The sequence below is a fragment of the Streptomyces sp. NPDC055749 genome, assembly GCF_053617235.1.
The window spans coordinates 64,481-88,669 of record NZ_JBSHFH010000035.1; the positions used below are offsets into that span (position 1 = coordinate 64,481).

General features: G+C 70.2%; 20 protein-coding genes. 16 read left to right on the top strand and 4 right to left on the bottom strand.

The genetic code is table 11. The annotated features are described in order from the left end of the window. Positions 1 to 115: 115 nt before the first annotated feature. The 4 genes from ACWGO0_RS24645 to ACWGO0_RS24660 form a co-directional block, all read right to left on the bottom strand. A complete protein-coding gene (locus ACWGO0_RS24645) occupies positions 116 to 2,539 on the bottom strand; it encodes a transglutaminaseTgpA domain-containing protein (protein WP_453538944.1) in 2,424 nt (807 codons plus the stop codon). Next, positions 2,536 to 3,909, bottom strand: coding sequence for a DUF58 domain-containing protein (locus ACWGO0_RS24650; RefSeq protein WP_453538947.1), 1,374 nt, complete (start codon positions 3,907 to 3,909; stop codon positions 2,536 to 2,538). The genes ACWGO0_RS24645 and ACWGO0_RS24650 overlap by 4 nt, the downstream gene beginning before the upstream one ends. Then, the gene (locus tag ACWGO0_RS24655; protein WP_453538950.1) at positions 3,909 to 4,958 is read right to left on the bottom strand and encodes an AAA family ATPase; all 1,050 of its coding nucleotides are present in this window, start codon (positions 4,956 to 4,958) and stop codon (positions 3,909 to 3,911) included. Before ACWGO0_RS24655 ends, ACWGO0_RS24650 begins: the two co-directional genes overlap by 1 nt. A gap of 228 nt (positions 4,959 to 5,186) precedes the next feature. Beyond that, the gene (locus ACWGO0_RS24660) at positions 5,187 to 5,750 is read right to left on the bottom strand and encodes a beta-class carbonic anhydrase (RefSeq protein ID WP_453538953.1); all 564 of its coding nucleotides are present in this window, start codon (positions 5,748 to 5,750) and stop codon (positions 5,187 to 5,189) included. 401 nt (positions 5,751 to 6,151) lie between these two features. Here ACWGO0_RS24660 and rsmH point away from each other — a divergent pair, with 401 nt between their 5' ends. From rsmH to ACWGO0_RS24740, 16 genes are all read left to right on the top strand, one after another. Next, a complete protein-coding gene (gene rsmH / locus ACWGO0_RS24665) occupies positions 6,152 to 7,117 on the top strand; it encodes a 16S rRNA (cytosine(1402)-N(4))-methyltransferase RsmH (RefSeq protein ID WP_453538956.1) in 966 nt (321 codons plus the stop codon). 49 nt (positions 7,118 to 7,166) lie between these two features. Then, complete coding sequence (locus ACWGO0_RS24670; protein ID WP_453538959.1) at positions 7,167 to 7,766, top strand: FtsB family cell division protein; 600 nt, start codon at positions 7,167 to 7,169, stop codon at positions 7,764 to 7,766. A 4-nt stretch (positions 7,767 to 7,770) separates the two neighbouring features. Then, complete coding sequence (locus ACWGO0_RS24675; RefSeq protein WP_453538962.1) at positions 7,771 to 9,792, top strand: penicillin-binding transpeptidase domain-containing protein; 2,022 nt, start codon at positions 7,771 to 7,773, stop codon at positions 9,790 to 9,792. A gap of 63 nt (positions 9,793 to 9,855) precedes the next feature. Beyond that, positions 9,856 to 11,592 (top strand): UDP-N-acetylmuramoyl-L-alanyl-D-glutamate--2,6-diaminopimelate ligase, encoded by a 1,737-nt coding sequence (locus ACWGO0_RS24680; RefSeq protein ID WP_453538965.1) that lies wholly within the window; start codon positions 9,856 to 9,858, stop codon positions 11,590 to 11,592. Positions 11,593 to 11,596: 4 nt separating this feature from the next. Beyond that, on the top strand, positions 11,597 to 13,027 hold the full coding sequence (locus ACWGO0_RS24685; RefSeq protein ID WP_453538967.1) for a UDP-N-acetylmuramoyl-tripeptide--D-alanyl-D-alanine ligase: 1,431 nt from the start codon (positions 11,597 to 11,599) through the stop codon (positions 13,025 to 13,027). Further along, positions 13,024 to 14,094, top strand: coding sequence for a phospho-N-acetylmuramoyl-pentapeptide-transferase (gene mraY / locus ACWGO0_RS24690; RefSeq protein WP_453538970.1), 1,071 nt, complete (start codon positions 13,024 to 13,026; stop codon positions 14,092 to 14,094). Before ACWGO0_RS24685 ends, mraY begins: the two co-directional genes overlap by 4 nt. Then, positions 14,076 to 15,518: a UDP-N-acetylmuramoyl-L-alanine--D-glutamate ligase gene (gene murD, locus ACWGO0_RS24695; protein WP_453538973.1), complete on the top strand. Its 1,443-nt coding sequence runs from the start codon at positions 14,076 to 14,078 to the stop codon at positions 15,516 to 15,518. The genes mraY and murD overlap by 19 nt, the downstream gene beginning before the upstream one ends. Before the next feature lie 86 nt (positions 15,519 to 15,604). Beyond that, a complete protein-coding gene (gene ftsW / locus ACWGO0_RS24700) occupies positions 15,605 to 16,933 on the top strand; it encodes a putative lipid II flippase FtsW (protein WP_453538976.1) in 1,329 nt (442 codons plus the stop codon). A gap of 6 nt (positions 16,934 to 16,939) precedes the next feature. Then, positions 16,940 to 18,034, top strand: a complete 1,095-nt coding sequence (murG, locus tag ACWGO0_RS24705) for an undecaprenyldiphospho-muramoylpentapeptide beta-N-acetylglucosaminyltransferase (protein ID WP_453538979.1) — start codon at positions 16,940 to 16,942, stop codon at positions 18,032 to 18,034. 50 nt (positions 18,035 to 18,084) lie between these two features. After that, the gene (locus tag ACWGO0_RS24710; RefSeq protein ID WP_453538982.1) at positions 18,085 to 18,879 is read left to right on the top strand and encodes a cell division protein FtsQ/DivIB; all 795 of its coding nucleotides are present in this window, start codon (positions 18,085 to 18,087) and stop codon (positions 18,877 to 18,879) included. A gap of 276 nt (positions 18,880 to 19,155) precedes the next feature. After that, on the top strand, positions 19,156 to 20,370 hold the full coding sequence (gene ftsZ / locus ACWGO0_RS24715; protein ID WP_453538985.1) for a cell division protein FtsZ: 1,215 nt from the start codon (positions 19,156 to 19,158) through the stop codon (positions 20,368 to 20,370). Continuing rightward, entirely contained in the window at positions 20,367 to 21,119 is a 753-nt protein-coding gene (pgeF, locus tag ACWGO0_RS24720) for a peptidoglycan editing factor PgeF (protein ID WP_453538988.1), read from the top strand. Before ftsZ ends, pgeF begins: the two co-directional genes overlap by 4 nt. A gap of 6 nt (positions 21,120 to 21,125) precedes the next feature. Further along, positions 21,126 to 21,845, top strand: coding sequence for a YggS family pyridoxal phosphate-dependent enzyme (locus ACWGO0_RS24725; protein ID WP_453538991.1), 720 nt, complete (start codon positions 21,126 to 21,128; stop codon positions 21,843 to 21,845). Positions 21,846 to 21,970: 125 nt separating this feature from the next. After that, the gene (locus ACWGO0_RS24730; RefSeq protein WP_185301386.1) at positions 21,971 to 22,594 is read left to right on the top strand and encodes a cell division protein SepF; all 624 of its coding nucleotides are present in this window, start codon (positions 21,971 to 21,973) and stop codon (positions 22,592 to 22,594) included. A gap of 73 nt (positions 22,595 to 22,667) precedes the next feature. Next, complete coding sequence (locus tag ACWGO0_RS24735) at positions 22,668 to 22,952, top strand: YggT family protein (RefSeq protein WP_328909674.1); 285 nt, start codon at positions 22,668 to 22,670, stop codon at positions 22,950 to 22,952. A gap of 49 nt (positions 22,953 to 23,001) precedes the next feature. After that, positions 23,002 to 24,144, top strand: a complete 1,143-nt coding sequence (locus tag ACWGO0_RS24740) for a DivIVA domain-containing protein (RefSeq protein ID WP_453538995.1) — start codon at positions 23,002 to 23,004, stop codon at positions 24,142 to 24,144. Positions 24,145 to 24,189: the final 45 nt, after the last annotated feature.

Genomic DNA, 24,189 nt, shown 5'->3' on the forward strand with positions numbered 1-24,189 from the left:
CATTCCGGGATCGGACTGAGTACGTAACGCCGGACACTTATGGGTGAGGGGCGGTCGCATTCCTGCGACCGCCCCTCAGCTGTTCTCCCGACCGGGAGCTGTTCTCCGCTCCCGGTCAGCCCTGCTGGCGGGAGAGCCGGCGCAGCCGCCCGGCCCACCGGTCGCGACCCGCCAGCTCCGCCCACCTGCGGGCGAGCGCCGCCCAGCGCTCCGAAGCCGACCACACCACCCGTACAGCCGAGCGGGGCGCGATCATCGCGCGGACCCGGGTCGTGCGGCTCACGGAGGCCCGCAGAGCGGTACGAACGGCCAGGACATCCTCGGTGAGTCCCATGGCCGCCCGCGGCTCCGGTGCGTACAGCACCTGCTCCACCGCGCCTGCCACCCGGTGGGCCGAGGCCGCAGCGGTGCCCTCGATCCCGCCCAGCCGCACGATGCGCGCCGCCGCCTTGCGCGGTGTCTGCGAATCGTCGGGAGGGATGCCGTGGTCCCAGGCCGTGTCGATGAGTTCCCGCCAGGCCGCCAAGGTTCTGGCCGCGGCGTCCCCGGGCGTCCGGCCCGGTGAGGAGCTCAGCCTGCGTCCGCGTGCGCGGGTCCGCCAGAGCAGCGGCAACAGAGGCAGCCCCAGCACCAGCACGGCGGCCAGGCCAAGCAGCAGCACCGTGCCTACCGGTGTCCCCGGATCGGCGGGGCCCACCGCGCCGGGAACCGCCGAGGGGCCGCACTCACCCTGTCGGCGCAGTTGCTCCGGACAGTTCTGCGAGGCGGACGGGGCGGCCGAAGGCGCCTGGGAGGCGCCCGCCGACGGCTGGGCCGGATCGTCCGTACTGCCCGTGGGGGCATCCGGCAGTGTGTACGAGGGGGTGGTTCCCCGGGTCGGGGTCGGCTCGAACCGTGTCCACCCCACGCCCTCGAAGTACAGCTCGGGCCAGGCATGGGCGTCCCGGAGCCCGACGGACACCGAGCCGTTCGACTGGAACGTCCCCGGTGTGAAGCCCACCGCGACCCGCGCCGGAATGCCGAGGGTCCGCGCCATCGCGGCCATGGTGAACGAGAAGTGGACGCAGAAGCCCTGCTTGTCGCTGAGGAAACGGCCGATCGCGGCCGTGCCCGTACCGGAACTCACCGTCGTGTCGTAGGTGAAGCCGCCCTCGGAGGCGAACCAGTCCTGGAGCGCGACAGCCATCTCGTACGCGTTCGTGGAGCCCTTCGTCACCCCGGCCGCGGTCCGGCGGACCACGTCCGGCAGCGTATCGGGCACCTTGGTGTACTCACGCGCCAGATCGGCCGGCGGCGGGCCCGCCGAGGCGAGCTGGTCCGCGGTCGGCCGCACCACCAGGCTGCTGACCTCGTACTTCGCATTGCCCGTCGTCTGCCCGTCGTCCCCGACGAGGGTGCGGCCCTCGGGCTCGTACCGCCAGCGCCCGCCGATCTTCACCTCGGTCGCCGGATAGGGGAGCGGCAGATACGTCTGCTGGTACGAGGGCGACGAGGTGAGGTTCGTCCTGATCTCCGTGACGGCGACGCCCGGTTTCAGACCTGCGGGCTGCGGCAGGCGTCCCGGCACATCCGTCAGCCGGCGGGTCGATGGCCGCCACTCGCTTCCGTTGAACTGGTCCAGGGCCAGGATCCGCAGATAGAAATCGTCCGGGGCCCCGGTGTTGGTGCGATACGACATCACCTCCCGGTCCTCCGGCTGGTTCAGATTGTTCTGGAGCGAGACCAGCGGATTGACCGCGGAGATGGTGCCCCCGCCGCCGCCTCTTCCCGTCCCCGAACCCGAACCTGCCAGGAGCCCGCCCTCGAGAGCGGGCAGCGCCGCCGGAACGACCAGTGCGATACCGAGCGTCAGGACCCCGATACGCCGGCCGGTACGGACCGAGGCGAGCGCCCGCCCGCCCGAATCCGCGATACCGGCGGCCAGACCGCCCGACGACCTGGTCGCACCGCCGAAGACCCGCCCCCACTGGGAGAGCCGGTTGCGGCCCTCGGCCAGCAGCAACAGCAGATAGCCGGAGGCGGCGAGCAGGAACCAGAGCCAGCCCGCCCCGCCTTCGGCCAGCCCGGCGGCGACCGAGTAGAGCGCGAGCAGCGGCAGCCCGGCCGGGGCCGCGCTGCGGAAGGTCACCGCGAGGGCGTCCACCGCGAGACCGATCAGCAGCACACCGCCGACCAGCAACAGCCGGATGCCGTCCGTCGCGGGAGCCGGGATCGCGTACTTGCCGACATCGTCCGCGCCCGCCGTGAACAGGTCCGCGAGTTGCTGGACGGCCATCGGGCCCGGCAGCACACCGAAAAGGGCCTGGTCCCTGGCGAACACCACGGTCAGCAGCACCAGTGTGACCAGAGTCTGGGCGGCGACCGTCAGCGTCCGTGCCAGCGGCACCCGGCGCGCCAGCGCGCCCACCCCGCTCTGGATCGCCAGCAGGAAAGCTGCCTGCAGTATCCAGCCGGCCGGATCGACCAGCGGCAGCAGGGCGCCCGACGCCATCAGCGTCGCCGCGAACGCGCACAGCGCCAGCCGACCACGACCGCTCATGACCATCCCCCAGAGAAACCTGTCGTGCCGCCCGTCGAGGCGGACTGCGTGTCGCCGTGCTGCTGTCCCGCCTGCTGCCACAGCTTGGCGAGCCTCGTCCCGGGCGGAACGGCCACAGCCGTCCAGCCCGACTCGCGCAACAGCCGCAAGCGTCCCTCGGCGGGGGCGGGCGGTGCCCCGTCTCCGCCCCGTGACCAGCCCTCGCTGTCCAGGACGAACGCCACGGCGCCGCCGCTGCGCTGACGCATCCGGCTCGCCACCGCGACCTGCTCCTCGTCGAGATCGCCGAAGAACGCGATCAGCAGACCTTCGTTGCCGCCGCGCAGTACGTCGTAGGCACGGGACAGGCCGCCGCCGTCCGAATGGTCGACGACCGCGAGCGTGTCCATCATCAGTCCCGCGGAATCGGCGGACTCCTGGGTCGATCCGGCGAATCCGTCGGAGCCCTCGCCCGGTACCGAATTGCCGTCGTCCGTGAGCAGCCGCACGGCGAAGCCACGCTCCAGCATGTGCACCAGCGCCGAAGCGGCTCCCGATACGGCCCACTCGAAGGCCGAATCCGGGCCGGCTCCCTGATACGCGACACGCCGGGTGTCCAGCAGCACCGTGCACCTGGCCCGCTGCGGCTGCTCCTCGCGGCGCACCATCAGCTCGCCGTAGCGCGCGGTGGAGCGCCAGTGGACGCGGCGGAGGTCGTCGCCGTGCCGGTAGCCGCGCGGAATCACATCGTCCTCGCCGGCCAGGGCCAGCGACCGCTGCCGCCCGTCGCCGTACCCCGAAGCCTCACCGGCCAGCCGCAGGGTCGGCAGCGATTCGGTACGGGGGATGACGGTCAGGGTGTCGTAGGCGCTGAACGAACGGGTCAGCTCGCACATCCCGAAGGGATCACTGAGCCGCAGCTGCAAGGGCCCCAGCGGATAGCGCCCGCGCAGATCCGACCTGACCCGGTAGGACACCTCGCGCCTGCCTCCCGCCTCCACCCGGTCCAGTACGAACCGGGGCCGTGGACCGAGCACGTACGGCACGCGGTCCTGGAGCATGAGCAGCCCCGTGGGCAGCCGGGAGATGTTGTCCATCCGCAGATGCACCCGGGCCTCCGCGCCGGCCGGCACCCGCGAAGGGGACAGCCACCGGCTTCCGGTGACCCGGTAGCGGGTGCGGTAGAGGACCGTCACGCAGATCAGCGGCAGCACGGCGAGCAGCAGGCCGACCCGCAACAGGTCGCCCTGGCCCAGTGCATAGGCGCAGACCGCCGCGGCGACCCCGGCCGCGAGGAAGGACCGTCCCCGCGTGGTCAGCCCGCCGAGGGCGGCCCGGAGGCCGCCCTTGTCGCCGTCGTTCTCCACGGCGCCGGGCCCCCCGGCCGCCATCACAGCCGCCGTGTGCCGGGCTGCTGCTGGCCGTAGACCGGGCGGCCCGGCTGGTGCGGCGGCGCGGCCGGGGCCGCCCCGCTGCCCGAGGTCGGTACGGGCGTGCGCTGGAGGATCTCCAGCACCACCTGCTCGGCGGTCCGGCGGTTCAGCTGGGCCTGCGCGGTGGGCAGCAGCCGGTGGGCGAGCACCGCAACCGCGAGTGCCTGCACATCGTCCGGCAGGGCGTACTCGCGCCCGCTGAGCGCTGCCGACGCCTTCGCCGCACGCAGCAGATGCAGGGTCGCGCGCGGTGACGCGCCGAGTCTGAGATCCGGGTGGTTACGGGTGGAGCCCACGAGTTCCACCGCGTACCGCCTGACGGAATCGGCCACGTGGACCGTACGCACCGCGTCGATCAGCTTCACGATGTCGTGGGCGTGCGCCACCGGCTGCAGGTCGTCCAGCGGCGAGACCCCGCCGTGCACGTCGAGCATCTGCAGTTCGGCCTCGGCGCTCGGATAACCGATCGACACCCGGGCCATGAAGCGGTCGCGCTGGGCCTCGGGCAGCGGGTAGGTGCCCTCCATCTCGACCGGGTTCTGGGTGGCCACCACCATGAACGGGTTGGGCAGCGGATAGGTCTGCCCGTCGATGGTGACCTGGCGTTCCTCCATCGACTCCAGCAGCGCCGACTGGGTCTTCGGCGACGCGCGGTTGATCTCGTCGCCGATCACGATCTGGGCGAAGATCGCGCCCGGTTTGAACTCGAAGTCCCGTCGCTGCTGATCGAAGATCGACACCCCGGTGATGTCCGAGGGCAGCAGGTCGGGAGTGAACTGGATACGCCGCACCGAACAGTCGATGGACCGCGCCAGAGCCTTGGCCAGCATCGTCTTGCCGACCCCGGGGACGTCCTCGATGAGGAGATGTCCTTCCGCGAGCAGCACGGTCAGCGAAAGCCGTACGACCTCAGGCTTGCCCTCGATCACACTCTCGACCGACCTGCGCACCTGCTCCACTGTGGTCGTCAGATCTGTGAGGCTCGCTCGATCGTCATAGGTCGTCACCCGGCCCTCCTCGGCACCTTTTGTGCAGGGCCGACGCGCATCGCTGCCCGGCCCGCCCCGAAATACGGACACTCCGCGGAAGGCCCGTGGAGACGTCACACCCGCATTCTTGTTGCCGTTACCGCTTCGTGTCACTCGCCTGTGGATAAGTGGGTGCGATATGTCGGGAGTTGCCGTGTTTTCGGTGCGCGATGATCGCTCGCGGCGTGCCGGGCGGCGACGGGGACGTCAGGAGACGGGCTGGATCTCGCGCAGCAGACCGGTGGTCACGTCGAAGACGAAGCCGCGGATGTCGTCCGTGTGCAGCAGGAACGGTGAGGTGCGCACGCGCTGCATCGACTGCCTGACGTCCTGGTCGGCGTCGGAGTACGCCTCCACCGCCCAGACCGGCCGTTGTCCGACCTCGCGCTCCAGCTCGTTGCGGAAGTCCTCGGTGAGTGACTCCAGACCGCAGCTGGTGTGGTGGATGAGGATGACGCTGCGGGTCCCGAGAGCGCGCTGGCTGATGGTCAGGGAGCGGATCACGTCGTCGGTGACCACGCCGCCCGCGTTGCGGATGGTGTGGCAGTCGCCGAGCTCGAGACCGAGCGCCTTGTGCAGGTCGAGGCGGGCGTCCATGCAGGCGACCACAGCCACCTTCAGCACCGGCCGGGCGTCCATGCCGGGGTCGCGGAACTCGTCCGCGTAGCGGGCATTCGCTTCGACCAGTCGATCGGTGACCGTACCGCCGGCGCGGGCCGTGCCCGCGGCGGGTGCGGAGGGTTCGGTGGAGGAGTGCGCGGAAGTCGACATGGATAAGACGTTAGCCGTCACGACCCGTCCCGGCGTGCTGTGGAAGGGGACAAAGAACGTCAACGAGGCTTGTTGTGAGGTAACCCACAAGCCTCACCGAAGTGCACCCGGCCGAGTGAGGTTTCGGGCCCGAAGAGGTCGGTGCGACGCGCTGCCCGCTTCGTTGATCGGGAATCGATCGAATGGCAGGGTGGACTAAAGTGACGGGAAGTTACCGACACACCTCGCACATTCTTCATATTCCGTACGCCCCCGTGATGTGCGGCGTGCGTGCGGCCCGGCCCTCTCCCGCTCTCCGGTCGGTCGGCGCCCCTTCCCCGGCGCCGGTGGACCTCCCCTTCCGAGCGGGCGGGGACCGGGCCGCACGGGCAGCCGCGCATGAACCGAGCCTGAGAGGGCGCATGAGCCAGACCCGACACGTCCCGGTGATGCTCCAGCGATGCCTGGACCTGTTGGCCCCGGCTCTGGAGGCCTCGGGCCCCACGCCACCGGTGGTCGTCGACTGCACCCTCGGCCTCGGCGGACACAGCGAGGCACTCCTCGCCGCGTTCCCGACGGCCAGGCTGGTCGCACTCGACCGTGACAAGGAGGCGCTCCGTCTCTCCGGTGAGCGTCTCGCCCCCTACGGCGACCGCGCCACCCTGGTGCACGCGGTCTACGACGAACTGCCCGAGGTCCTCGACCGGCTGGGCATCCCCAAGGTCCAGGGCGTGCTCTTCGACCTCGGTGTGTCCTCCATGCAGCTCGACGAGGCCGACCGGGGATTCGCGTACGCCCAGGACGCCCCCCTCGACATGCGCATGGACCAGACGACCGGGATCGGCGCCGCCGAGGTGCTCAACACCTACCCGCCGGGCGAGCTCGTACGGATCCTGCGTCAGTACGGCGAGGAGAAGCAGGCCAAGCGGATCGTCTCCGCCGTCGTGCGCGAGCGCGAGAAGGAGCCGTTCACCAACAGCGCCCGGCTCGTCGAGCTGATCCGGGACTCGCTGCCGCAGGCCGCCAAGCGAACCGGCGGCAACCCGGCCAAGCGCACCTTCCAGGCCCTGCGCATCGAGGTCAACGGCGAACTCACCGTCCTGGAGCGGGCCGTCCCGGCAGCTGTCGGGTCCCTCGCCGTGGGCGGCCGTATCGCAGTCCTCTCGTACCACTCGCTGGAGGACAGGCTGGTCAAGCAGGTCTTCGCGGCCGGCGCCGCCAACACGGCGCCCCCCGGCCTGCCCGTCGTCCCCGAGCGCTACCAGCCACGGCTGAAGCTGCTCACCCGCGGTGCGGAGCTGCCCACGGAGGAGGAGGTCGCCGAGAACCGGCGCGCCGCCCCCGCCCGGCTGCGCGGCGCCCAGCGCATCCGCGAGGAGGAGCGATGAGCGACTCCGCTCCGGCCCGTCCGGCACCGGGGGCGTCCGAGGCGATGCCGTGACCAAACCGGCCGAACAGTTGAAGGGGCGGGCCGCGCGGCTCGCCCGGCTGATGCCGTCGGGGCCCAGCAACGCGGCCCGTACCCCCTTCGTCCTGCTGGTCGTCCTGCTCCTCGGCGGCGGCCTGATCACGCTTCTCCTGCTGAACTCCGCCCTCAACGAAGGATCGTTCAGGCTGAGCGAGCTGAAGCGGGAGACCACGGAACTCACCGACGACCAGCAGGCCCTTCAGCGGGACGTCGACAGCTACTCCGAGCCGGACGCGCTGGAGCGGCGCGCCAGGGAACTGGGCATGGTGCCGGGCGGCAGCCCCGCCTTCCTCGACCAGGACGGCAAGGTACGCGGCGTGCCCGTGGAGTCCACCGCGGAGCCGGCCCCCACGGTCGCACCGAAGCCGGTGGAAACCCGGTCCGGCAGCTCGACCGGCCCCTCCGCCGGCACATCTCCGGCCTCCTCGCCGGATCCGTCGGCCTCGCAGTCCGCCGCGGGGTCCGCCTCCGCGTCGCCTTCCCCAGGTGCCTCCCGGGCCGCGTCCGAGCCCGAATCAACGCCCGAGTCAGAAGCAGAGACCACGCCCACGACGAGCCCCGGCAGGTGACGCAGTGCCGTCCAAGGAACCGCCGCGCCGCCGCGTACCCGGCCCGGCACACCCCCGTAACGCGGCCGGCGGCTCAGGCCGCCCCCGGCCCGACGCCCGCAGCCGGCGCCCCTCGGCCGGACAGCCACGCGGCGGGGCACCGCGCAGGAGCACCTCGCGCGGCAGCGGCCCCCGCAACAGCACCCCGCGCTCCCTGCGCCTCGGCAGCCCACGACCGCGTCTGCGCCTGGTCAGCCTCGGTCTGACGCTCGTCATGCTGGCCTTCGTCGTCCGGCTCCTCCAGGTCCAGGCGGTCGACGCCAGCGCGTACGCGGCCAAGGCCGAGCAGAACCGCTACCTCGAGTACACGGTCGCCGCGGAGCGCGGGGAGATCACCGACCGCAACGGGATCGCGCTGGCCACCAGCGTCGACGCGCACAACATCACCGCCGACCCCAAGATGTTCACGCCCGAGGACAGCAAGGCCCCGGACGCGCCCCAGCAGGCCGCGGCCCTCCTCGCTCCGATCCTCGGCAAGGACGTCGACGAGCTGACGAAGAAGCTCTCGGCCCCCAAGAGCCGCTACGCGCTCCTGGCGACCAGGCAGACCCCGCAGGTCTGGAAGCAGATCAAGGACCTCAAGGCAGCTTTCGCGGAGAAGGCCCAGGAGGACAAGGCCAACGGCGGCCCGGGGGCCAACGTGCTGGCCGGTGTCCTCCAGGAACCCACCACCAGGCGGGTCTACCCCAACGGGGACCTGGCCGCCGGGATACTGGGATTCGTCAACGCCGATGGCAAGGGCGGCGGCGGCCTCGAATCGAAGCTGAACGAGGAGCTGGCCGGCCAGGACGGAAAGATCCGGTACGCCCAGTCCGGCGGCCGGCGCGTCCCCACGGCGGGCGCCAGGGAGGTCCCGGCCGTCCCCGGAGCCAATATCGAGCTCACCATCGACCGGGACATCCAGTGGGCGGCCCAGCGGGCCATCGCCGACCAGGTCGAGAAGTCCGAGGCGGACCGCGGCTATGTGATCGTCCAGAACACCCGTACCGGCGAGGTGCTGGCCATGGCCAACGCACCCGGGTACGACCCAAACGACCTCTCGCAGGTCAACGCCGCCACCCTGGGCAACGCGGCACTCCAGGACGTGTACGAGCCGGGCTCCACCAGCAAGGTCATGTCCATGGCCGCCGTGCTGGAGGAGGGGGCCGCCACGCCCGGCACCCACGTCACGGTCCCCAACCGGCTCCACCGCGGTGACCGGCTGTTCAGGGACGACGTCGACCACCCCACCTGGTACCTCACGCTCAACGGCGTACTGGCCAAGTCGAGCAACATCGGCACCATCCTGGCGACCGGTCAGCTCGGCAGGACACAGGCCCAGGCCAACAAGGTCCTGTACTCCTATCTGCGTAAATTCGGCCTCGGCTCCGTCACGGGGCTCGGCTACCCCGGCGAGTCACCCGGCCTCCTCGCGAAGCCGCAGGACTGGTCGACCTCGCAGCAGTTCACGATCCCGTTCGGCCAGGGCCTCTCCCTGAACGCCATGCAGGCCGCCTCGGTCTACTCGACGATCGCCAACGGAGGGGTCAGGATCGCGCCCACCCTCGTGCGCGGGACCAAGGACGCGGACGGCGGATACACCGCCGCGCCCACCCCCGAGCAGACCCGGGTGGTCAGCGAGAAGACCGCCAAGACGCTGTCGGTCATGCTCGAGTCCGTGGTCGACGACCACGAAGGCACCGGGACGAAGGCCGCGATCCCGGGCTACCGGGTCGCGGGCAAGACCGGTACGGCCAACCGCGTCGACCCGGACAAGGGCGGCTACCACGGCTACACCGCGTCCTTCGCGGGCTTCGCGCCCTCCGACAACCCGCAGGTCACCGTCTACTGCGCGATCCAGAACCCCACCAAGGGCAGCTACTTCGGCGGCCAGACCTGCGGTCCGATCTACAAGAAGGTCATGGAGTTCGCGCTCAAGTCGCTCCAGACCGCACCGTCCGGCAGCAAGCCCGCCCGGCTGCCGGTGTCCTTCAAGCCCGGCGAGTGACAAGGCGGGCGCTGCGGGTCCTGGCCGGGCTCACGATCCGCAAGTGCCCCGAGGGAACCCTCAGTGACAACGATCACCCCTGACCCCGGGAACCGGAACGAGAAGTACCGCGACCCCGGCCCCTCGCTTCGCGAGAGGCCGGGTGAGCCCGGTACGCTCACCGCCGTGCCCCACCCTGATCAGTCCCAGAACCCCCAGAAGGACGCGCCTGTGAGCTACCCGGGAGCGCCCCGACCGGACCGGCTCCGGCCCACTTCCCTCGGCGAGCTGGCAGCCATGCTCGGTGTCGAACCACCCGGGTCCGGTGAGGTCACCGGCATCACGCACGACTCACGGGCCGTGCGCCCGGGTGATGTCTACGCCGCCCTGCCGGGCGCCCGCTTCCACGGGGCCGACTTCGCGGCCCAGGCAGCGGGGCTCGGCGCGGTCGCGGTGCTCACCGACCCGGCCGGCGCCAAGCGCGCCGCCGCCACCGGAGTCGCGGTCCTCGTCACCGAGGACCCGCGAGGCCGGATGGGCGAGATCGCCGCGGAGATCTACGGGAGGCCCGGCGCCGCCCTGCTCCAGATCGGGATCACCGGGACGTCCGGCAAGACCACCACGGCGTACCTCGTCGAGGGCGGCCTGCGCGGAGCCGGCCGCAACACCGGACTGATCGGCACCGTCGAGATGCGGATCGGCGACGAGCGCATCAAGTCCGAGCGCACCACCCCCGAGGCCACCGACCTCCAGGCCCTCTTCGCCGTCATGCGCGAACGCGGCACCGAGGCGGTCGCCATGGAGGTCTCCAGCCACGCCCTGGTGCTCGGCCGGGTCGACGGCTGTGTCTTCGACGTCGCCGTCTTCAACAACCTCAGCCCGGAGCACATGGAGTTCCACTCCGGGATGGAGGACTACTTCCAGGCCAAGGCGCAGCTCTTCACCCCGCTCCGCAGCCGCCAGGGGGTCGTCAACTTCGACGACGAGTACGGCCGCAGGCTGATCACCGAGGCGACCGTCCCGGTCGTCACCTTCTCCGCCGAGGGCCACCCGGACGCCGACTGGCGTGCCGAGGACGTCGAGGTCGGCCCGCAGGACAGCACGTTCCGGGTCGTCGGCCCCAAGGGCGAGCGGATCACCGCCAAGGCCCCGCTTCCCGGCCCGTTCAACGTCGCCAACAGCCTCGCCGCGATCGTCACCCTGGCCGTCGCGGGCGTCGACCCGCAGATCGCCGCCGACGGTGTCGCGGCCGTCCCGGGCGTCCCGGGCCGGCTGGAGCGCGTGGACGCCGGACAGCCGTACCTCGCCGTCGTCGACTACGCCCACAAGACGGACGCGGTCGAGTCCGTCCTGCGCTCCCTGCGCAAGGTCACCGAGGGCAAGGTCCACATCGTCCTCGGCTGCGGCGGCGACCGGGACACCACCAAACGCGTCCCCATGGGGGCCGCGGCTGCCCGCCTCGCCGACACCGCCGTACTGACCTCCGACAACCCCCGCTCCGAAGACCCCCTGGCCATCCTCGCCGCGATGCTCTCGGGCGCCGCCGAGGTCCCCGTCCACGAGCGCGGCGACATCCTCGTCGACGCCGACCGTGCCGCGGCCATCGCCGCGGCCGTCGCCCGCGCCGAGCCCGGCGACACCGTCCTCGTCGCGGGCAAGGGACACGAGCAGGGCCAGGACATCCACGGAGTGGTACGCCCCTTCGACGACCGCAAGGTCCTGCGCGCCGCCATCGAGCGCTCCATGGGCCGCGAGAGCACCGAGGACGCCTCCGAGGGCACCGCGGAACGCGCCCACACCCACGAGAACAGCCGGGGATGACCAAGTGATCACCCTTTCCCTCACCGAGATCGCCGAAATCGTCGGCGGGCAGTCGCACGACATACCCGATCCGGCAGTCATCGCCGACGGACCCGTCGTCATCGACTCCCGCGAGGTGAAGCAGGGCAGCCTGTTCGTCGCCCTGCCGGGCGAGCGGGCCGACGGCCACGACTTCGCGCGGCGCGCCGTCGACGCGGGCGCGGCAGCGGTGCTCGCCGCCCGCCCCGTCGGTGTTCCGGCGATCGTCGTCGACGATGTCGAGGCGGCGCTCGGGGCACTCGCCCGCGCCGTCGTCGGGCGCCTCGGAGCCACCGTCGTCGCGCTCACCGGCTCGGCGGGCAAGACCTCAACCAAGGACCTGATCGCCCAGCTCCTGGAGCGCAAGGCCCCCACGGTCTGGACACCCGGCTCCTTCAACAACGAGCTCGGCCTGCCGCTGACCGCGCTGCGCGCCACCGACGAGACCCAGCACCTCGTCCTGGAGATGGGCGCCCGCGGCGTCGGCCACATCCGCTATCTGACCGGCCTCACGCCCCCGCGGATCGGCCTGGTGCTCAACGTCGGCACCGCGCACATCGGCGAGTTCGGCAGCCGCGAGACGATCGCCGAGGCCAAGGGCGAACTCGTGGAGGCCCTTCCCTCCGAGGCGGAGGGCGGCGTCGCCGTCCTCAACGCCGACGACCCGCTCGTACGGGCCATGGCTTCCCGCACAAAAGCCCGGGTGCTGCTCTTCGGAGAGGCCGCGGATGCGGACGTACGGGGTGAGAACGTCCGCCTCACCGACGACGGCCGCCCCGCTTTCCAGCTCCACACACCCACCGGGTGCAGCGACGTGACCTTGCGCCTGTACGGTGAGCACCACGTGTCGAACGCGCTCGCCGCGGCGTCCGTCGCCCATGAGTTGGGCATGTCCGTGACTGAGATCGCCGAGGCGCTCTCCGAGGCGGGCACCCTCTCCCGCTGGCGCATGGAGGTCACCGAGCGTCCGGACGGTGTGACGGTCGTCAACGACGCCTACAACGCGAACCCCGAATCCATGAGAGCCGCACTCCGTGCGCTGGCTGCCATGGGCAAAGCCTCACGGGCCGGAGGGGGACGCACGTGGGCGGTGCTCGGTCAGATGGCCGAGCTCGGTGACGCGTCGCTCGCCGAGCACGACGCTGTCGGACGGCTCGCCGTCCGGCTCAACGTCAGCAAGCTCGTCGCTGTCGGAGGAAGAGAAGCCTCCTGGCTGCAACTGGGCGCATATAACGAGGGTTCGTGGGGTGAGGAGTCGGTGCACGTGTCCGACGCACAGGCGGCCGTCGACCTGTTGCGCAGTGAACTGCGCCCGGGAGACGTCGTGCTGGTGAAGGCGTCCCGGTCGGTCGGCCTTGAAAAGGTCGCCCTGGCACTGCTGGAGAACTCGACCGAGGGCGAGGTCGCCGTCCGATGAGGCAGATCCTCTTCGCGGGGGCCATCGGGCTCTTCCTGACCCTGGTCGGTACCCCGCTGCTGATCAAACTCCTGGCCCGCAAGGGCTACGGGCAGTTCATCCGGGACGATGGCCCGCGCAGCCACGGCAGCAAGCAGGGCACGCCCACCATGGGTGGGATCGCCTTCATCCTGGCGACGATCATCGCGTACGTCCTGGCCAAGGTGATCACCGGCGAGGAGATGCGTTTCTCCGGTGTGCTGGTGCTCTTCCTGATGGCGGGCATGGGCCTGGTCGGCTTCCTCGACGACTACATCAAGATCGTCAAGCAGCGTTCGCTGGGTCTGCGGGCCAAGGCGAAGCTGGCAGGCCAGCTGATCGTCGGAGTCGCCTTCGCGGTGCTGTCGCTCCAGTTCGCCGACGCCCGCGGCAACACCCCGGCCTCCACCCGGCTGTCGTTCGTCGAGGACTTCGGCTGGTACATCGGCCCGGTGCTCTTCTGCGTCTGGGCGCTGTTCATGATTCTCGCCATGTCCAACGGCGTGAACCTGACGGACGGTCTGGACGGCCTGGCCACCGGCGCTTCGGTGATGGTCTTCGGCGCGTACACCTTCATCGGACTGTGGCAGTTCCAGGAGTCCTGCGCCAACGCGGACACCCTGACCAACCCCAGCGCCTGTTTCGAAGTGCGTGACCCGCTCGACCTCGCGGTCGTCGCCTCCGCCCTGATGGGCGCCTGCTTCGGCTTCCTGTGGTGGAACACCTCGCCCGCCAAGATCTTCATGGGCGACACCGGTTCGCTCGCACTCGGCGGAGCCCTCGCCGGTCTGGCGATCTGCTCCCGTACGGAGCTCCTGCTCGCCCTCCTCGGCGGCCTCTTCGTGATGATCACGATGTCCGTGGTCATCCAGGTCGGCTCGTTCAAGATGACCGGCAAGCGCGTCTTCCGCATGGCCCCGCTCCAGCACCACTTCGAACTCAAGGGGTGGTCCGAAGTCCTTGTCGTGGTGCGTTTCTGGATCATCCAGGGCATGTGCGTGATCGTCGGACTCGGCCTCTTCTATGCGGGATGGGCAGCCAAGAAGTGAGCAACGTGGACTGGCAGGGCAAGCACGTCACGGTCGCCGGGCTCGGCGTCAGCGGAATCCCCGCGGCGCGCGTCCTGCACGGACTCGGGGCACTCGTCACCGTCGTCAACGACGGCGACGACGAGCGCTCCCGTACCCAGGCCGCCGAGCTGGAGGCGCTCGGGATCACCGTGCGCCTCGGCGACGGGGCGACCCTGCCCGAGTCCACCGAGCTGATCGTCACGGCCCCGGGCTGGAAGCCCGACAAGCCGCTCTTCCTCGCAGCCGCCGAGGCGGACGTCCCCGTATGGGGCGACGTCGAACTCGCCTGGCGGCTGCGGGGCCTGGACGGCAGGGAACCGGCCCCGTGGCTCGCGGTCACCGGCACCAACGGCAAGACCACGACCGTACGGATGCTCGCCTCGATCCTCGAAGCGGCCGGGCTGCGGACGGCCGCCGTCGGCAACATCGGCGTCTCCCTGCTGGACGCCGTCCTGGACGAGAAGCCCTACGACGTCCTGGCCGTCGAACTCTCCAGCTACCAGCTGCACTGGGCGCCCTCCGTGCGCGCCCACTCCGCGGCCGTCCTCAACCTGGCCCCCGACCACATCGACTGGCACGGCTCCATGGAGGCGTACGTAGCCGACAAGGGCCGTATCTACGAGGGCAACCGCGTCGCCTGCGTCTACAACGTGGCCGACCCGGCCACCGAGGACCTGGTGCGCGAGGCCGACGTCGAGGAGGGCTGCCGGGCCATCGGCTTCACCCTCGCCACCCCCGGCCCCTCGCAGCTCGGCGTGGTCGAAGGCATCCTCGTCGACCGGGCCTTCGTGGCCAACCGGCAGAAGCAGGCGCAGGAACTCGCCGAGGTCGGCGACATCGACCCGCCGGCTCCGCACAACATCGCCAACGCCCTCGCGGCAGCCGCCCTCGCCCGCGCCTACGGCGTGGAGCCCGCGGCGGTACGCGACGGACTGCGCGCCTTCCGCCCGGACCCCCACCGCATCGAACATGTCGCGGACATCGCCTCGGTGACGTACATCGACGACTCCAAGGCCACCAACACCCACGCCGCCGAGGCCTCCCTCGCCTCCTACGACCCGATCGTCTGGATCGCCGGCGGCCTCGCCAAGGGCGCCACCTTCGACGAGCTGGTGAGCGGTGCCGCGAAGCGGCTGCGCGGCGTCGTGCTGATGGGCGCGGACCGGGAGCTGATCCGCGAAGCCCTCGCGCGACACGCGCCCGAGGTACCGGTGGTCGACCTGGCCCGGACCGACACTGGGGCGATGTCCGAGGCGGTCAGGGAAGCGGCAGGGCTCGCCCGGCCGGGAGACACCGTACTGCTGGCTCCGGCCTGTGCCTCGATGGACATGTTCGTCAACTACAACAAGCGGGGCGAGGCGTTCGCGGACGCGGTCCGCGCACTCGCGGCCGAGAGCGCCTGACGGGCCCGGTCGCCGCGCCGTACTGTCCGGGGAACGCCCGGGCTCGGCGTCAGCCCCGGGCACGAGCAGTGGAGGGGACAGCGACAATGCCGGCCGAACAGAGCTCCGTGCGAAGCCGGGACCGCTCACGGGTGACCGCCCCGGCCCGCCGGGCGTCCGGCGGGCCCCGTCCGCCCCGCGCCGGCGGTGTCCGCCGGCTCTACGAGCAGGCACGCCGGGCCTGGGACCGCCCTCTGACCGCCTACTACCTGATCCTCGGCTCCAGCCTGCTCATCACCGTGCTCGGCCTGGTGATGGTCTACTCCGCCTCGATGATCAAGGCGCTGGACATCGACAAACCTGCCACGTACTTCTTCCGCAAGCAGTTCCTGGCCGCCGCCATCGGGGCCGGGCTCATGTTCGTCGCCGCGAAGATGCCCGTGAAGCTGCACCGGGCGCTCGCCTACCCCCTGCTCATGGTCACCGTCTTCCTGATGGTGCTGGTCCAGGTGCCGGGGATAGGGATGTCGGTGGGCGGCAACCAGAACTGGCTCTACCTGGGCGGCCCCTTCCAGCTCCAGCCCAGTGAGTTCGGCAAGCTCGCCCTGATCCTCTGGGGCGCAGATCTGCTGGCCCGCAAACAGGACAAGCGGCTGCTGACCCAGTGGAAGCACATGCTCGTGCCGCTCGTCCCGGTCGCGTTCATGCTGCTCGGGCTGATCATGCTCGGCGGTGACATGGGAACTGCGATGATTCTCACCGCGATCCTGTTCGGCCTGCTCTGGCTGGCCGGCGCGCCCACCAGACTGTTCGTCGGAGTGCTCGCCGTCGCCGGCGCCATCGTTCTGCTGCTCATCAAGACCAGCCCGAACCGTATGGCGCGACTGGACTGCATGGGTGCGAGCGAGCCCGGACCGGGCGGCTCGTGCTGGCAGGCCGTACACGGAATCTATGCTCTGGCGTCCGGCGGATGGTTCGGTTCCGGGCTGGGTGCGAGTGTGGAAAAATGGGGCCAACTACCCGAACCGCACACCGACTTCATCTTCGCCATCACCGGGGAGGAACTGGGGCTGGCGGGGACGCTGTCGGTGCTCGCCCTCTTCGCGGCTCTAGGCTATGCGGGTATCCGCGTGGCCGGACGCACGGAGGACCCCTTCGTGAGGTACGCCGCGGGAGGCGTGACCACCTGGATCACGGCCCAGGCCGTGATCAATATCGGTGCGGTGCTCGGCCTGTTGCCGATCGCCGGTGTCCCGCTCCCGCTGTTCTCTTACGGGGGGTCGGCCCTGCTGCCGACGATGTTCGCTGTCGGGCTCATGATCGCCTTCGCGCGAGAGGATCCCGCGGCGAAAGCGGCCCTGGCCATGCGGAGGCCCGGGGTGAGATGGAAGACGATGAGACGGCGCGTCAAGAAGCGTCCGTCCGGAGAGCGGTGAATTTCGGTGCATGTCGTACTCGCCGGTGGGGGGACCGCCGGCCACATCGAGCCCGCGCTTGCCCTCGCAGATGCCCTGCGCAGGCAGGACCCGACCGTGGGAATCACTGCCCTCGGCACGGAACGCGGACTCGAGACCAGGCTCGTACCCGAGCGGGGGTACGAACTGGCTCTGATCCCGGCTGTGCCGCTGCCCCGTAAGCCCACCCCCGAACTGATCACTGTCCCGGGACGGCTGCGCGGCACGATCAAGGCCGCCGAGCAGATCCTGGAGCGCACCAAGGCGGACTGTGTCGTCGGATTCGGCGGTTACGTGGCGCTGCCCGGCTACCTCGCCGCCAAGCGCGCCGGGGTGCCGATCATCGTCCACGAGGCCAACGCCCGTCCGGGCCTGGCCAACAAGATCGGTTCGCGGTACGCGCACGGGGTCGCCGTCTCCACCCCCGACAGCAAGCTGCGCGGTGCCCGCTACATCGGCATCCCGCTGCGCCGCACCATCGCCACCCTCGACCGGGCCCGGGTCCGCCCGGAGGCGCGTGCCGCCTTCGGCCTCGACCCCAACCTGCCGACGCTCCTGGTCTCCGGCGGTTCGCAGGGCGCCCGTCACCTCAACGAGGTGGTCCAGCGGGTCGCGCCCCTGCTCCAGCGTTCCGGAATCCAGATCCTCCATGTGGTCGGCCCGAAGAACGAATTGCCGCGTATCGACAACATGCCCGGGATGCCGCCGTACATCCCGGTACCGTACGTGGACCGGATGGACCTCGCGTACGCCGCGGCCGACATGATGCTCTGCCGCGCCGGCGCGATGACCGTCGCCGAACTCTCCGCCGTCGGGCTCCCCGCCGCCTACGTCCCGTTGCCGATCGGCAACGGCGAGCAGCGGCTCAACGCCCAGCCGGTGGTCAACGCGGGCGGCGGTGTGCTGGTGGACGACGCGGCACTCACCCCCGAGTGGGTGCAGGGCAACGTCCTGCCGGTGCTTTCCGACCCGCACCGGCTGTACGAGATGTCCCGCGCCGCGGCGGAGTTCGGACGGCGGGACGCCGACGACCTGCTCGTCGGCATGGTGTACGAGGCGATTGCCGCACGCCGTAAGGCGTGAGGCGGTGCAGGACCCGGGGCGTGCGCCCCGGGTCCGGCTAAGGAGCGAGCGTGGCCGGACCGACGACCGCCCAGCGCGGTGCAGGGCAGCAGGCGGACACCCCCGCCCGCCCGCCGCACACCGGCCCCGAGGGGCGCCGGCTGAGCCGCCGTACGCTGCTGATCCTGATCGCCGTGCTCGTGGCCCTGCTCACCGCGGGCGGAATCTGGCTGCTCTACGGCTCTTCCTGGCTACGTGTCGAGCAGGTAGGGATCAGCGGGGTCGAGGTACTGACCGAGTCCGAGGTCGAAAGTGCCGCCGCGGTGCCGATCGGGGCGCCGCTGATTTCCGTTGACACCGATGCGATGGCGAACAGGTTGCGCCAGAAGTTGCCTCGTATCGATTCCGTGGATGTCGTACGGTCATGGCCGCACGGCATCGGACTTAAAGTGACCGAACGGAAGCCGGTTCTGCTGGTGGAAAAGGGCGCAAAGTTCATCGAAGTGGACGCGGAGGGCGTTCGCTTCGCAACGGTGGACAAAGCACCCCCGGGTGTACCACTGCTGGAACTGACACCTGATCAGCCCGCGAGTCTGCGCCGGTTCGGCAGTGACCGGCTGGTGCGGGAAGCGGTCCGGGTCGCCGGCGAACTTCCGGGGGGCGTCGCAAAGGACACCCGCGTCGTACGGGTCGCCTCGTTCGACTCGATCTCCCTGGAACTCACCCGGGGGCGCGCGGTGAACTGGGGCAGCAGCGAAGACGGACCGGTGAAGGCAAGAGTCCTCACCGCTCTCATGAAAGCCGCTCCCAAAGCGGGGCACTTCGACGTGAGTGCGCCCATCGCCCCGGCCGTATCGGACAGTTGACGCACGTTTGGCCTGGCCAGCACCCTGGTTGGTCAGCGCTACGGGTGATCACATAGGGTGAAAAGAAAAACGGGAGGTTCGGCGTGTTCGTTGAACGTGCGCCACTTGTCGACTTAGTGTCCTGTTCGGAAGAGTCCAAGAAGCAGACACACTGGTAACCCTAAACTTCAACGTTAGGGTTCGGGTCGGCGTTCGGACCGTCCCAATCGGCATCCGTCGTCGCGGCGGAATCACCGCAACGCGACGACACGTAACTCGAGGCGAGAGGCCTTCGACGTGGCAGCACCGCAGAACTACCTCGCAGTCATCAAGGTCATCGGTGTCGGCGGCGGTGGTGTCAATGCCATCAACCGAATGATCGAGGTCGGTCTCAAGGGCGTCGAGTTCATCGCGATCAACACTGATGCGCAAGCCCTGTTGATGAGCGACGCCGACGTCAAACTGGACGTCGGCCGTGAACTCACCCGTGGCCTCGGCGCCGGGGCAAACCCGGCCGTCGGTCGCAAGGCGGCAGAAGACCACCGTGAGGAGATCGAGGAGGTCCTCAAGGGGGCCGACATGGTCTTCGTCACCGCAGGAGAAGGCGGCGGCACCGGCACCGGCGGCGCACCCGTCGTCGCCAACATCGCGCGCTCGCTCGGCGCCCTGACGATCGGCGTGGTCACCCGCCCGTTCACGTTCGAGGGCCGGCGACGCGCGAACCAGGCGGAGGACGGCATCGCCGAACTCCGCGAAGAGGTCGACACCCTCATCGTCATTCCCAACGACCGACTGCTGTCCATCTCGGACCGCCAGGTCAGCGTGCTCGACGCGTTCAAGTCGGCCGACCAGGTACTGCTCTCGGGCGTCCAGGGCATCACCGACCTCATCACGACCCCGGGTCTGATCAACCTCGACTTCGCCGACGTCAAGTCGGTCATGTCCGAGGCCGGATCGGCGCTCATGGGTATCGGATCCGCCCGCGGCGACGACCGCGCGGTGGCCGCCGCGGAGATGGCGATCTCCTCGCCGCTCCTGGAGGCGTCCATCGACGGCGCCCGCGGTGTCCTGCTCTCCATCTCCGGCGGCAGCGACCTCGGTCTCTTCGAGATCAACGAGGCGGCGCAGCTGGTGAGCGAGGCGGCCCACCCGGAGGCGAACATCATCTTCGGCGCCGTCATCGACGACGCGCTCGGCGACGAGGTCAGGGTCACCGTGATCGCCGCCGGGTTCGACGGCGGACAGCCGCCGGCCCGTCGCGAGAACGTCCTGAGCGCCGGTTCCACCAAGCGTGAGGACCAGGCTCCGCCGGTCCGGGCGGCCGAGCCCGCCCGTCAGTCGGGCGGACTGGGTTCCGTGCCCTCCCGCGAGGAGGCCCCGGTCCAGGCCGAGCCCGCCCCGGCGGCGAACGAGAACCCGCTTCCGCCGGTCTCTCCGCCGCACGTCCCGACGGCCCGTCCCTACCAGGACACCCAGGCCGAAGAGCTGGATGTTCCGGACTTCTTGAAGTGATAGGTCCGCACGACGCAGTGCCCGCGGTGTTCTCGGCGGGAAGCGGCGCCCACTTCGCCTTCACCGACAGGTGGGGCGGGGTGAGCGCCGCTCCGTACGAGGAGCTCAATCTCGGTGGCGCGGTCGGGGACGACCCCGCCGCCGTACGTGCCAACCGCGAGCGCGCGGCCCGTTCCCTCGGTCTCGACCCGGCGCAGGTCGTCTGGATGAACCAGGTGCACGGGCGTGATGTGGCCGTGGTCGACGGTCCCTGGGGCGATACCCCGGACATCCCGGCGGTGGACGCGGTGGTGACCGCCAGGCGCGGGCTCGCCCTCGCCGTCCTCACCGCCGACTGCACGCCGGTTCTGCTCGCGGACCCGGTCGCGGGAGTCGTGGCCGCGGCGCACGCGGGCCGTCCGGGTCTGGTCGCCGGAGTCGTACCGGCCGCGGTCGAGGCCATGACCGCTCTCGGCGCCGAACCTTCCCGGATCACGGCGCACACCGGACCGGCCGTCTGCGGACGGTGTTACGAGGTTCCGGCGCCGATGCGGTCCGAGGTCGCCGGGGCCGTCCCGGCCTCGTGGTCCGAGACCAGCTGGGGAACACCGGCGGTGGATGTCACCGCCGGAGTCCACTCCCAGCTCGACGGCCTCGGTGTGAGTGACCGGCACCGTTCCCCGTTCTGCACACTGGAGTCGGGCGACCACTTCTCGTACCGCCGCGACCGCACCACCGGGCGGCTCGCCGGATATGTCTGGTTGGACTGATAGGGCATGACGGACCGTAGAGCTCAACTCGCAGCAAATCTGGCACAGGTGGAGGAACGCATTGCTTCCGCCTGTGCCGCGGCCGGTCGCAAGCGGGAGGAGGTGACCCTCATCGTGGTCACCAAGACCTATCCCGCGAGCGATGTGCGGATCTTGCACGGACTCGGTGTGCGGCATGTCGCCGAGAACCGTGACCAGGACGCGGCCCCCAAAGCCACCGCTTGTGCGGATCTGTCGCTCACATGGCACTTTGTCGGGCAATTGCAGACGAACAAGGTTCGTTCTGTGGTGAGTTATGCCGATGTCGTGCAGTCGGTCGACCGGACCAAACTGGTGTCGTCGCTCTCGGCGGCGGCCGTGCGCGGGGAGCGTGAACTCGGATGTCTCATCCAGGTCGCGCTCGACGCCGGGAGCGGCGAACGCGGCGACCGGGGCGGCGTCGGACCGGACGGGATCGAGGAGTTGGCGGCGGCGGTCGCGCAGGCTCCCGGGCTCAGGCTCGACGGTCTGATGACAGTCGCTCCGCTCGCCGGGCAGTACGCCGGCCGCCAACGGGCGGCGTTCGGTCGGCTGATGGAAATCTCATCCCGCCTGCGCGCGGACCATCCGGCTGCGAACATGGTCTCCGCGGGGATGAGTTCGGATCTCGAGGACGCGGTGGCAGCCGGAGCGACACATGTACGCGTCGGTACGGCGGTACTCGGAGTCCGACCCAGCCTCGGGTAACGTCGCGAAGCAAGTCGGACCACAGCAGAAAATATGGTCATTTCCGCCCAAGGCGGGCAGGCCACAGTGGATCGCGGGCACTTGGTGACGAATGCCGATCCACCACAGAGCGGAGGACTCGGAGCATGGCCGGCGCGATGCGCAAGATGGCGGTCTACCTCGGCCTCGTGGAGGACGATGGGTACGACGGTCCGGGGTTCGACCCCGACGATGAATTCGAACCCGAGCCGGAGCCCGAGAGGGACCGGCGGCGGCATCAGCCCCCGCATCAGGTGGAGCGGGAGCGCGATCGCGAACGGGACGAACCGGTACGAGTGGTACAGCCGCCCGCGCAGCGGGAGCCGGTTCAGCTCCCCGCGGAAAGCGGACGACCCGCCCGAATCGCACCCGTGGCATCCATCACACCTGAACGCCCGAACATGGAGAAGAACGCGCCCGTGATCATGCCCAAGGTCGTGTCCGAGCGGGAGCCCTACCGCATCACCACGCTGCACCCCCGGACCTACAACGAGGCCCGTACCATCGGGGAACACTTCCGTGAGGGCACTCCGGTGATCATGAATCTCACGGAGATGGACGACACGGACGCGAAGCGACTTGTCGACTTTGCCGCGGGACTTGTCTTCGGTCTCCATGGCAGCATTGAACGAGTGACGCAGAAGGTGTTCCTGTTGTCGCCTGCTAACGTCGATGTCACGGCGGAGGACAAGGCCCGGATCGCAGAGGGCGGATTCTTCAACCAGAGCTGAGAACACGACACCGGGAACGACCCGGCCGAAGAGGCCGGAGCTACGAGAGCCAGGGGAGAGGGAAGCGCGAGTTATGGGCGTCGCACTGGATGTGGTCTATATCGCGCTGATGTGTTTCCTCATCGTGCTGATCTTCCGGCTCGTCATGGACTACGTGTTCCAGTTCGCACGTTCATGGCAGCCGGGCAAGGCGATGGTGGTCGTACTAGAGGCCACCTACACAGTCACCGATCCACCGCTCAAGCTTCTGCGGCGGGTCATCCCGCCGCTGCGTCTCGGGGGCGTGGCACTCGACCTGTCCTTCTTCGTTCTGATGATCATCGTCTACATCCTGATCAGCATCGTGATCAGGCTGTGAGCGATACGGTCTTGCCGACTGCCGACGACTACGTAGAGGTGAAGAAGAGATGCCGCTGACCCCCGAGGACGTGCGGAACAAGCAGTTCACGACCGTCCGCCTCCGAGAAGGCTATGACGAGGACGAGGTCGATGCCTTCCTCGACGAGGTCGAATCCGAGCTGACGCGCCTGCTCCGCGAGAACGAGGACCTGCGCGCCAAGCTGGCCGCAGCCACGCGTGCTGCCGCGCAGAACCAGCAGCAGCAGGGCATGCGCAAGCCGGAGCCGCAGGATCGTCCCGGCGCGCCCGTTCCCGCCGCCATATCCGGTCCGCCGGTGCAGCAGCAGCCCCCGCAGATGGGCCCGCCCCAGCTGCCCGGTGGTGCTCCTCAGCTGCCCGCCGGTCCCAGCGGCCATGGCCCCCAGGGTGGCCACGGTCCCGGTCCGCAGGGCCCGCACGGCCCCGGCCCGATGCAGGGCGGCCCGATGGGCGGCGGCATGGGCGGCCCCATGGGCCACAACCCGCAGCAGCAGCAGATGCAGCAAATGCAACAGATGCAGCAGCCGCCGCAGATGCAGCAGCAGGGCCCCGGTGGCGACAGTGCCGCCCGTGTCCTCTCGCTCGCCCAGCAGACCGCCGACCAGGCGATCGCGGAGGCCCGTTCCGAGGCCAACAAGATCGTCGGCGAGGCACGCAGCCGAGCCGAGGGTCTGGAGCGCGACGCGCGAGCCAAGGCGGACGCCCTGGAGCGGGACGCGCAGGAGAAGCACCGCGTGGCGATGGGCTCGCTGGAGTCGGCCCGCGCGACGCTTGAGCGCAAGGTCGAGGACCTGCGTGGCTTCGAGCGCGAGTACCGCACGCGGCTGAAGTCCTACCTGGAGAGCCAGCTGCGTCAGCTGGAGACCCAGGCCGACGACTCGCTGGCCCCGCCGCGGACGCCGGCGACCGCTTCCCTGCCGCCGTCGCCCTCGCTGGCTCCGGCCGGTGCGGGTGCGATGGGTCACGGCATGGGTGGCAACCACGGCGGTCACACCGGCCAGCAGATGGGTGGCAACCCGTCCATGGGCGGTGGCCCCTCGTACGGTGGCCAGCAGCAGATGTCGCCCGCGATGACGCAGCCGATGGCACCGGTTCGGCCGCAGGCGCCGCAGCCGATGCAGCAGGCGCCTTCGCCGATGCGCGGGTTCCTGATCGACGAGGACGACAACTGAGCGGTTCGCGCTCGCTGAGCGCGTAGCCGTCGGCAGGCTGAGGGC

What these genes read in the sequence shown, in the direction of transcription:
- rsmH (WP_453538956.1), top strand. Translation starts at nt 6,152, where the DNA reads ATGAGCCAGACCCGACACGTCCCGGTGATGCTCCAGCGATGCCTGGAC.
- ACWGO0_RS24740 (WP_453538995.1), top strand. Translation starts at nt 23,002, where the DNA reads ATGCCGCTGACCCCCGAGGACGTGCGGAACAAGCAGTTCACGACCGTC.
- ACWGO0_RS24735 (WP_328909674.1), top strand. Translation starts at nt 22,668, where the DNA reads ATGGGCGTCGCACTGGATGTGGTCTATATCGCGCTGATGTGTTTCCTC.
- ACWGO0_RS24660 (WP_453538953.1), bottom strand. Translation starts at nt 5,750, where the DNA reads ATGTCGACTTCCGCGCACTCCTCCACCGAACCCTCCGCACCCGCCGCG.
- ACWGO0_RS24725 (WP_453538991.1), top strand. Translation starts at nt 21,126, where the DNA reads ATGACGGACCGTAGAGCTCAACTCGCAGCAAATCTGGCACAGGTGGAG.
- ACWGO0_RS24645 (WP_453538944.1), bottom strand. Translation starts at nt 2,539, where the DNA reads ATGAGCGGTCGTGGTCGGCTGGCGCTGTGCGCGTTCGCGGCGACGCTG.
- mraY (WP_453538970.1), top strand. Translation starts at nt 13,024, where the DNA reads ATGAGGCAGATCCTCTTCGCGGGGGCCATCGGGCTCTTCCTGACCCTG.
- murD (WP_453538973.1), top strand. Translation starts at nt 14,076, where the DNA reads ATGGGCAGCCAAGAAGTGAGCAACGTGGACTGGCAGGGCAAGCACGTC.
- ftsW (WP_453538976.1), top strand. Translation starts at nt 15,605, where the DNA reads ATGCCGGCCGAACAGAGCTCCGTGCGAAGCCGGGACCGCTCACGGGTG.
- ACWGO0_RS24650 (WP_453538947.1), bottom strand. Translation starts at nt 3,909, where the DNA reads ATGGCGGCCGGGGGGCCCGGCGCCGTGGAGAACGACGGCGACAAGGGC.
- ACWGO0_RS24730 (WP_185301386.1), top strand. Translation starts at nt 21,971, where the DNA reads ATGGCCGGCGCGATGCGCAAGATGGCGGTCTACCTCGGCCTCGTGGAG.